Source organism: Corallococcus sp. CA041A (assembly GCF_003612075.1).
GTDB lineage: Bacteria > Myxococcota > Myxococcia > Myxococcales > Myxococcaceae > Corallococcus > Corallococcus exiguus.
Genome location: NZ_RAWF01000002.1, coordinates 100,263 through 106,890, shown reverse-complemented (window position 1 = coordinate 106,890; position 6,628 = coordinate 100,263). Strand labels below are relative to the sequence as shown.

Sequence of the window (6,628 nt, the reverse complement as noted above, 5' to 3'; positions counted from 1 at the left end):
CGGGGGCGGCGGGGACCTGGGTCTGGGCCCAATCATTGGCGGAGCGGCCGCTGGCGTCGCGCACCGCGGGGGAGGCTCCCTGGTGGCGCAGCTGGTCGGCCACCTCCGTGCGGCCGAAGAGGACGGCGAACATCAGGGCCGTCTGGCCCAGCCGGTTGGTCTGGTCCACCGCGCAGGGCTGGGCGGAGAGCAGCTTCACCACGTCCGCGTAGCCCTTGAAGGCGGCGCCCATGAGGGCCGTGTTGCCCCGGTTGTCACCCGCGCACGCGTCCGCCCCGGCGTCGAGCAGCGCCTGCACCGTCCGGGTGTGGCCGTGATAGGCGGCGAGGATGAGGGGGGAGAAGCCTCGCGTGTCGCGGGCCTCCACGGGCGTGCCGGCCTTGACCAGCCCCTGGACGATGTCCGTCTCGCCTTCGCGCGCGGCGGCGAGCAGGTAGCGCTCCGCGTCGCTGGTGGCGAGCAGCCGTCCGGCGGGCGTCGCTGGAGCGCGCAGGGACATCCACGCGGCGGTCAGCACCGTGCACACCAGCATCACCAGACCCAACGAACCGAGCAGCAGCTTGCGAACCATGAGGGCGTCTCCGGCGAAGGAAGCGTGAAGGAGAGAGGGGGCCGCCGTGGCGTCACCGGCGGCCCCGGTGCGTCAGGTCACGGCTGGCCGGTGGTGGCGAGCGGGGCGATGGTGGCCTTCGCGTCGTCCAGCTTCACGTTCACGGCCTTGGCCAGGCGCGTGCCGTAGTCCGCGTTGGCCGCGTAGAAGTGGCCCACCATGCGCGCCTTGACCTTCGCGTCGCGCACCTGCCCCAGGTCGCCGGCCAGGTTCTGGATGAGCCGCTCCTTGCCGACCGCGTCGAGCGCCGTCCAGAAGGCGCCCGCCTGCGCGAAGTTGTCCGTCTTCGCGATGGGGCGCTGCTGCGTGGTGCCGGTGAGCGGCGCGTTGGAGAAGAGGGCGGAGGGCGTGTCCTGCGTCTCACGCGTGATGCTGGGCTCGTAGTTCACGTCCGACTTCGTGTTGCCGCTGTTCATCGCGCCGGCCTGGCTGTTGTTCTCCACCGCGGCGCGCGCGCGGTTCACCGGCAGCGACAGGTAGTTGGCGCCCAGGCGGTAGCGCTGCGTGTCCGCGTAGGAGAAGAGGCGGCCCTGCAGCAGCCGGTCCTCGGACGGCTCGATGCCCGGCGGCATCACTCCCGGGGAGAAGGCGGACTGCTCCGTCTCCTCGAAGAAGTTGTCCGGCATCTTGTTGAGGGTGAACCTGCCCAGCTTCACCGGAGGCAGCTTGTCCTTGGGCCACTCCTTGGTGGCGTCCAGCGGATCGAACGTGAAGCCGTCCAGGTCCTTGGGATCCAGCACCTGCACGCTCAGCTCCCACGAGGGGAACTTGCCGGCCTGGATGTTCGTGTAGAGGTCGTGCGTGGCGTGCTGGAAGTCCTCGCCGCCCAGCTTCGTGGCCTCCTCCACGGTGAGGCCCTTCACGCCCTGCTGCGACTTCCAGTTGAACTTGACGTACTTCACCTGGCCCTTGGCGTTGACGAACTTGAACGCGTGCACGCCGTTGCCGTCCATCTGCCGGTAGCTCGCCGGGATGCCCAGCTCCGTATAGAGCTGGGTGAGCATGTGCGTGGATTCCGGCTGGTGACTGAAGAAGTCGAAGAAGCGGTTCGGGTCCTGCCGGTTGGTGATTGGGGAAGGCTTCAGCGAGTGCACCATGTCCGGGAACTTGATGGCGTCACGGATGAAGAAGATGGGCAGGTTGTTGCCGACCAGGTCCCAGTTGCCCTCGTCCGTGAAGAACTTCAGCGCGAAGCCGCGCGGGTCCCGCAGCGTCTCCGGTGAACCGCTCGGGTGGATGACCGTGGAGAAGCGCACGAACATCGGCGTCTTCTTGCCCTTCTGGGAGAAGACGGACGCGCGCGTGAGGTTGGAGAAGTCGCCGTAGCTCTCGAAGGAGCCGTACGCGCCCACGCCGCGCGCGTGCACCACGCGCTCCGGGATGCGCTCACGGTCGAAGCGCGCGAGCTTCTCGATGAGGGCGAAGTCCTCCAGGAGGATGCCGCCCCGCGGGCCGGCCGTCTTGGAGCTCTGGTTCGTGCCCAGCGGCGCGCCCGAGTCGGTGGTGATGGGCGGGGGATTGCCGGCGGCGAGGACGGGGGCGCCAGACAGCAGGACGGCGAACATCAACGAGCGTCGGTTCAAGGGGAACTCCTTGGGTTACGGGGGAACCGGGCCACCCCTAGAGCACGCCTCGTGCCGAACGTTCACTTCCTGTAATTTCAATGGTTTGAGTGTGGGGGTCTCAGCCTGATCACCGGCCTTTCGGTGTTTGAACCGAAATGGCGGTGGCATTGATCACCGCTTTATCGGTGTTCAAGCGTGCAGTGACATTTCGGTGAGAAGGCTTTGTGTGATGCGTCTCGCCATTCAAGAGGCGCGGTGCGGCATCGTTTGCTGGCGGTGCGGGTGCCGCGTTCTTGAGCCGAAGGACGCGGGGCTCGGGTAGGGTGCGCGCATGTCAGGCCCGTTCATCGACGACGCGCGGATTGCCGAGGCGCGCAAGCTGGCGGACGAGATCGTCAATCCGATCTTCGACCTCATCCAACGCAACACCACTGTTTCCAATGAGCGCACCGTCTTGCGCTTCTTTGGCATTTCCGGCGCGGGTACGCGTGGCGTACCCCTGGCCAACCTCATGGTGGACAAGCTGCAGTCCGCCGGAGTGCTCAACCGGGGCGCCGCGTATTGGTACGGCCGCGCGCTTCAGCTGGGCGCCAGCAGTCCACTGGACGCCGTGGAGCGCATCACCGCGCTGCCCACGGACAAGCTGGGCGCGCTGTCTCCAGAGATGGAAGCCAACCTGCGGGACGCCGTGCGCGAGGAGGCCCGCGCGGCGATGGCGGAGCTGAAGTCCCGCATCGCCCAGCGCAACGCCCTGCGCGAGCAGTTCCCCATGTCGCCCGCGCCGCACAAGTACGTCATCGTCGCCACCGGCAACATCTACGACGACGTGGACCAGGCGCGCGCGGCGGCGCAGGCGGGCGCGGACGTCATCGCGGTCATCCGCTCCACGGCGCAGTCGCTGCTGGACTACGTGCCGCACGGCGCGACGACGGAGGGCTACGGCGGCACCTACGCCACCCAGGAGAACTTCCGCGTGATGCGCGAGGCCCTGGATGACGAGAGCCGCAAGCTCAAGCGCTACATCCAGCTGACCAACTACTCGTCCGGCCTGTGCATGTCGGAGATCGCCTTCTGCGCGGCGTACGAGCGGCTGGACATGCTCCTCAACGACGCGATGTACGGCATCCTCTTCCGCGACATCAACATGCGGCGGACGTTCATCGACCAGTACTTCAGCCGCCGCATCTGCGCCCTGGCCGGCATCATCATCAACACCGGCGAGGACAACTACATCACCACCGCGGACGCGTACGACGCGGCCCACACCGTCATCGCCAGCCAGTTCATCAACGAGTGCTTCGCCAAGCGCGCGGGCCTCAAGGACTGGCAGCTGGGCATCGGGCACTCGTACGAAATCGACCCGTACCGGGACGACACGCTGCTGCTGGAGCTGTCGCAGGCGATGCTGGTGCGCCGCTGCTTCCCGGACGCGCCGCTCAAGTACATGCCGCCCACGAAGCACAAGGAGACGGACATCTTCTTCAGCCACGCGTACGACGTGATGGCGGACCTGGTGGCCATCTGGACGCGGCAGGGCATCCAGCTGTTGGGCATGATGACGGAGGCCATGCACACGCCGCTGCTCGCGGACCGGTACGTGGCGCTCAAGTCCGCGTCGTACATCCACCGCGCGGCGCGGGGCATCGACGAGGAGTTCACCGTTCGCGAGGACGGGAAGATCGCCAACCGCGCGCGGGAGGTCTTCGCCAAGGCGGAGGAGCTGCTGCGCGAGTGCCACACCGAGGGCATGGTGGCGGCCATCGGCAAGGGGCGCTTCGGCGACGTGAAGCGCGAGGAGACCGGTGGCAAGGGCCTGGACGGCGTGCTGGAGAAGGCGCCGGATTACTTCAATCCGTTCCTGGAAATGCTGGAGGCGTCATGATCCTGAGTACCTTTGTTGCCGTGATGGTGGCCGCGGGCGGCAGCGCGGATGCGTTGAGCAGCGTCACGGTGAAGAACATCGCGCTGAAGGCCCCGGCGGCGTGGACGCGCTCCAGCGTGGACGGCTCGGAGAAGTTCCTGGCGCCCTCTGGCGACGCGTACTTCATGGTGGACGTGGGCACGGTGCAGACCGCGGGCATGAAGGCGGAGCTGTGCCGCACGAAGATCCTCGCGAACATGGGCGGCGACAGCTGGACGATGTTGAAGGTCGGCGGTCAGCCGGCGGCCACGAAGATGGACACGGACGCGGCGCCGGACGGCAGCGGCAACGTGGACACCGTGACGTACGTGGGCTGCAACGGGAAGACGACCTGGTCGGTGGTCTTCTACATGGAGCAGGGCAAGAAGGACCGTTTCGCCGCGGTGGCCGAGAAGGTGGGCACCAGCGTGTCGTTCACGCCGCCCAAGGGCAAGAAGGGCTAGTTCGATGGTGAAGCCGAGCAAGCAGATCATCCGCCCCTACGGCGACCGTCGCGACGACGGCATGGTGCAGCTGTCGTTCACGCTGCCGGTGCCGCTGTCGGAGAAGGCCAAGGAGGCCGCCGCCCAGTTCACGAAGAAGATGGGCTTCACGGACGTGAAGGTGGCCGCCGCCGAGCGCGCGGCGGACCAGTACACGTTCTTCGTCGTCTACGCCCGCTCCAACGTGACGCTGGACTACGCGGAGATCGACGTGCCGGAGGTGGTGGTGCGCAAGATGGGGTTCAACGACCTCAACGCGCTCATCAAGGAGAAGGTGCGCCGGCGCATCGTCGTCTTCGGTGCGTGCACGGGCACGGACACGCACACGGTGGGCATCGACGCCATCCTGAACATGAAGGGCTACGCGGGCGACTACGGCCTGGAGCGCTACCCCGGCTTCGAGGCGTTCAACCTGGGCAGCCAGGTGCCCAACGAGGACCTGATCAAGAAGGCCACCGCGAAGCACGCGGACGCCATCCTGGTGTCCCAGGTCGTCACGCAGCGCGACGTGCACAAGGACAACTCGCGCCAGTTCATCGACGCGGCGAAGGCGGCGGGCATCCACGGCAAGACGCTCCTGCTGCTGGGCGGGCCGCGCGTGGACCACAAGCTGGCGCTGGAGCTGGGCTTCGACGCGGGCTTCGGGGCGGGCACCAAGCCGTCCGACGTGGCGAACTACATCGTGCACGCGGTGATGAAGAAAGAGGGCACGGAGTCCGCGGACTCCCACTACCAGGGGGAACCCACGTGAGCACTGGCACCAAGGCGGTACTGCGGCTGCGCATGGGCAGCCACGACGCGCACTACGGCGGCAACCTGGTGGACGGGGCGCGGATGCTCGGTCTGTTCGGGGACGTGGCCACGGAGCTGTGCATCCGCTCGGACGGGGACGAGGGCCTGTTCCGCGCCTACGACTCCGTGGAGTTCCTGGCCCCGGTGTACGCGGGCGACTTCATCGAGGCGGAGGGCGAGATCATCAGCGAGGGCAACACGTCGCGGAAGATGCGCTTCGAGGCTCGCAAGGTCATCAAGCCCCGGACGGACGTGAATGACTCGGCGGCGGACGTGCTGCCGGAGGCGGTGGTGGTGTGCCGCGCTTCCGGGACCTGCGTCGTTCCGAAGGACAAGCAGCGGGTGAAGCGATGAGCAGGCCCATGGTCCTCACCGCCGCCCTGGTGGGCGCGGAGACGACGCGCGAGCAGACGCCGTACCTGCCCATCACCGCGGAGGAGATCGCGGAGGACGCGGCGAAGTGCCGCGAGGCCGGCGCGGCGATGGTGCACATCCACGTGCGCACGGCGGAGGGCAAGCCGTCACAGGACGCGGAGCTGTTCCGCGCGGCCATCCGAGCCATCCGCAAGCGCACGGACGTGCTCGTCCAGGTGTCCACGGGCGGCGCGGTGGGCATGGGCGTGGACGAGCGGTGCGGCGGGCTCACGCTCACGGGCGCGGACAAGCCGGACATGGCCACGCTCACCACGGGCACGGTGAACTTCGGGGAAGAGGTGTTCTGGAATCCCCGGCCGCTGGTGCGCGACATCGCGAAGCGCATCAAGAGCATTGGCCTCAAGCCGGAGCTGGAGTGCTTCGACGTCGGGATGATCGACGAGGCGCGCTACCTGGCGAAGGAGGGGCTGGTGGAGTTGCCGGCGCACTTCGACTTCGTGCTGGGCGTGCCGGGCACGCTGCAGGCGCGGCCGGAGGTGCTGGACTTCATGATCGCCTCGCTGCCGGAGGGGAGCTCCTGGACGGTGGCGGGCGTGGGGCGCCAGCAGCTCCCGTTCGTGGAAGAGGCCGCGAAGCGCGGCGGCAACGCGCGCGTGGGCCTGGAGGACAACATCTACCTGTCCAAGGGCGTGCTCGCGAAGGGCAACTTCGAACTGGTGGCGGAGGCCGCGAAGCGGGCCCGTGCCGCCGGCCGTGAGATTGCCTCCCCCGAGCAGGCCCGGCAGCTGTTGCGCCTGGGCTGAGGATTCACGCGCGGAGCCATCACGTGAGGCCCGGGAGCGGACCCGCCCCGGGCCTTCTTGTTTCGTCCCCGTGATGCTCG

7 protein-coding genes are annotated in these 6,628 nt (G+C 67.9%); 5 read left to right on the top strand and 2 right to left on the bottom strand.

What is annotated here, in order from left to right:
• Positions 1 to 571 (bottom strand): ankyrin repeat domain-containing protein (locus tag D7V77_RS00905; RefSeq protein WP_147451941.1); only part of this gene is annotated, 571 nt, incomplete at its 3' end.
• A gap of 77 nt (positions 572 to 648) precedes the next feature.
• On the bottom strand, positions 649 to 2,175 hold the full coding sequence (locus tag D7V77_RS00900; protein WP_120574365.1) for a catalase: 1,527 nt from the start codon (positions 2,173 to 2,175) through the stop codon (positions 649 to 651).
• 331 nt (positions 2,176 to 2,506) lie between these two features.
• On the opposite strand from D7V77_RS00900, the gene D7V77_RS00895 reads away from it, so the two are divergent.
• Genes D7V77_RS00895 through D7V77_RS00875 form a run of 5 tightly spaced genes read left to right on the top strand, consistent with a single transcriptional unit; the run spans position 2,507 to position 6,548 of the window.
• Positions 2,507 to 4,057, top strand: a complete 1,551-nt coding sequence (locus tag D7V77_RS00895; RefSeq protein WP_120574364.1) for a lysine 5,6-aminomutase subunit alpha — start codon at positions 2,507 to 2,509, stop codon at positions 4,055 to 4,057.
• Positions 4,054 to 4,539 carry a hypothetical protein gene (locus D7V77_RS00890; protein ID WP_120574363.1) on the top strand — a complete coding sequence of 162 codons (486 nt, stop codon included), beginning with the start codon at positions 4,054 to 4,056 and terminating at the stop codon, positions 4,537 to 4,539. The genes D7V77_RS00895 and D7V77_RS00890 overlap by 4 nt, the downstream gene beginning before the upstream one ends.
• Before the next feature lie 4 nt (positions 4,540 to 4,543).
• A complete protein-coding gene (locus D7V77_RS00885; RefSeq protein WP_120574362.1) occupies positions 4,544 to 5,329 on the top strand; it encodes an OAM dimerization domain-containing protein in 786 nt (261 codons plus the stop codon).
• Positions 5,326 to 5,724 (top strand): hotdog fold domain-containing protein, encoded by a 399-nt coding sequence (locus D7V77_RS00880; protein WP_199733715.1) that lies wholly within the window; start codon positions 5,326 to 5,328, stop codon positions 5,722 to 5,724. Before D7V77_RS00885 ends, D7V77_RS00880 begins: the two co-directional genes overlap by 4 nt.
• Positions 5,721 to 6,548 (top strand): 3-keto-5-aminohexanoate cleavage protein, encoded by an 828-nt coding sequence (locus tag D7V77_RS00875; RefSeq protein WP_120574361.1) that lies wholly within the window; start codon positions 5,721 to 5,723, stop codon positions 6,546 to 6,548. Before D7V77_RS00880 ends, D7V77_RS00875 begins: the two co-directional genes overlap by 4 nt.
• The last annotated feature ends 80 nt before the right edge of the window (positions 6,549 to 6,628 follow it).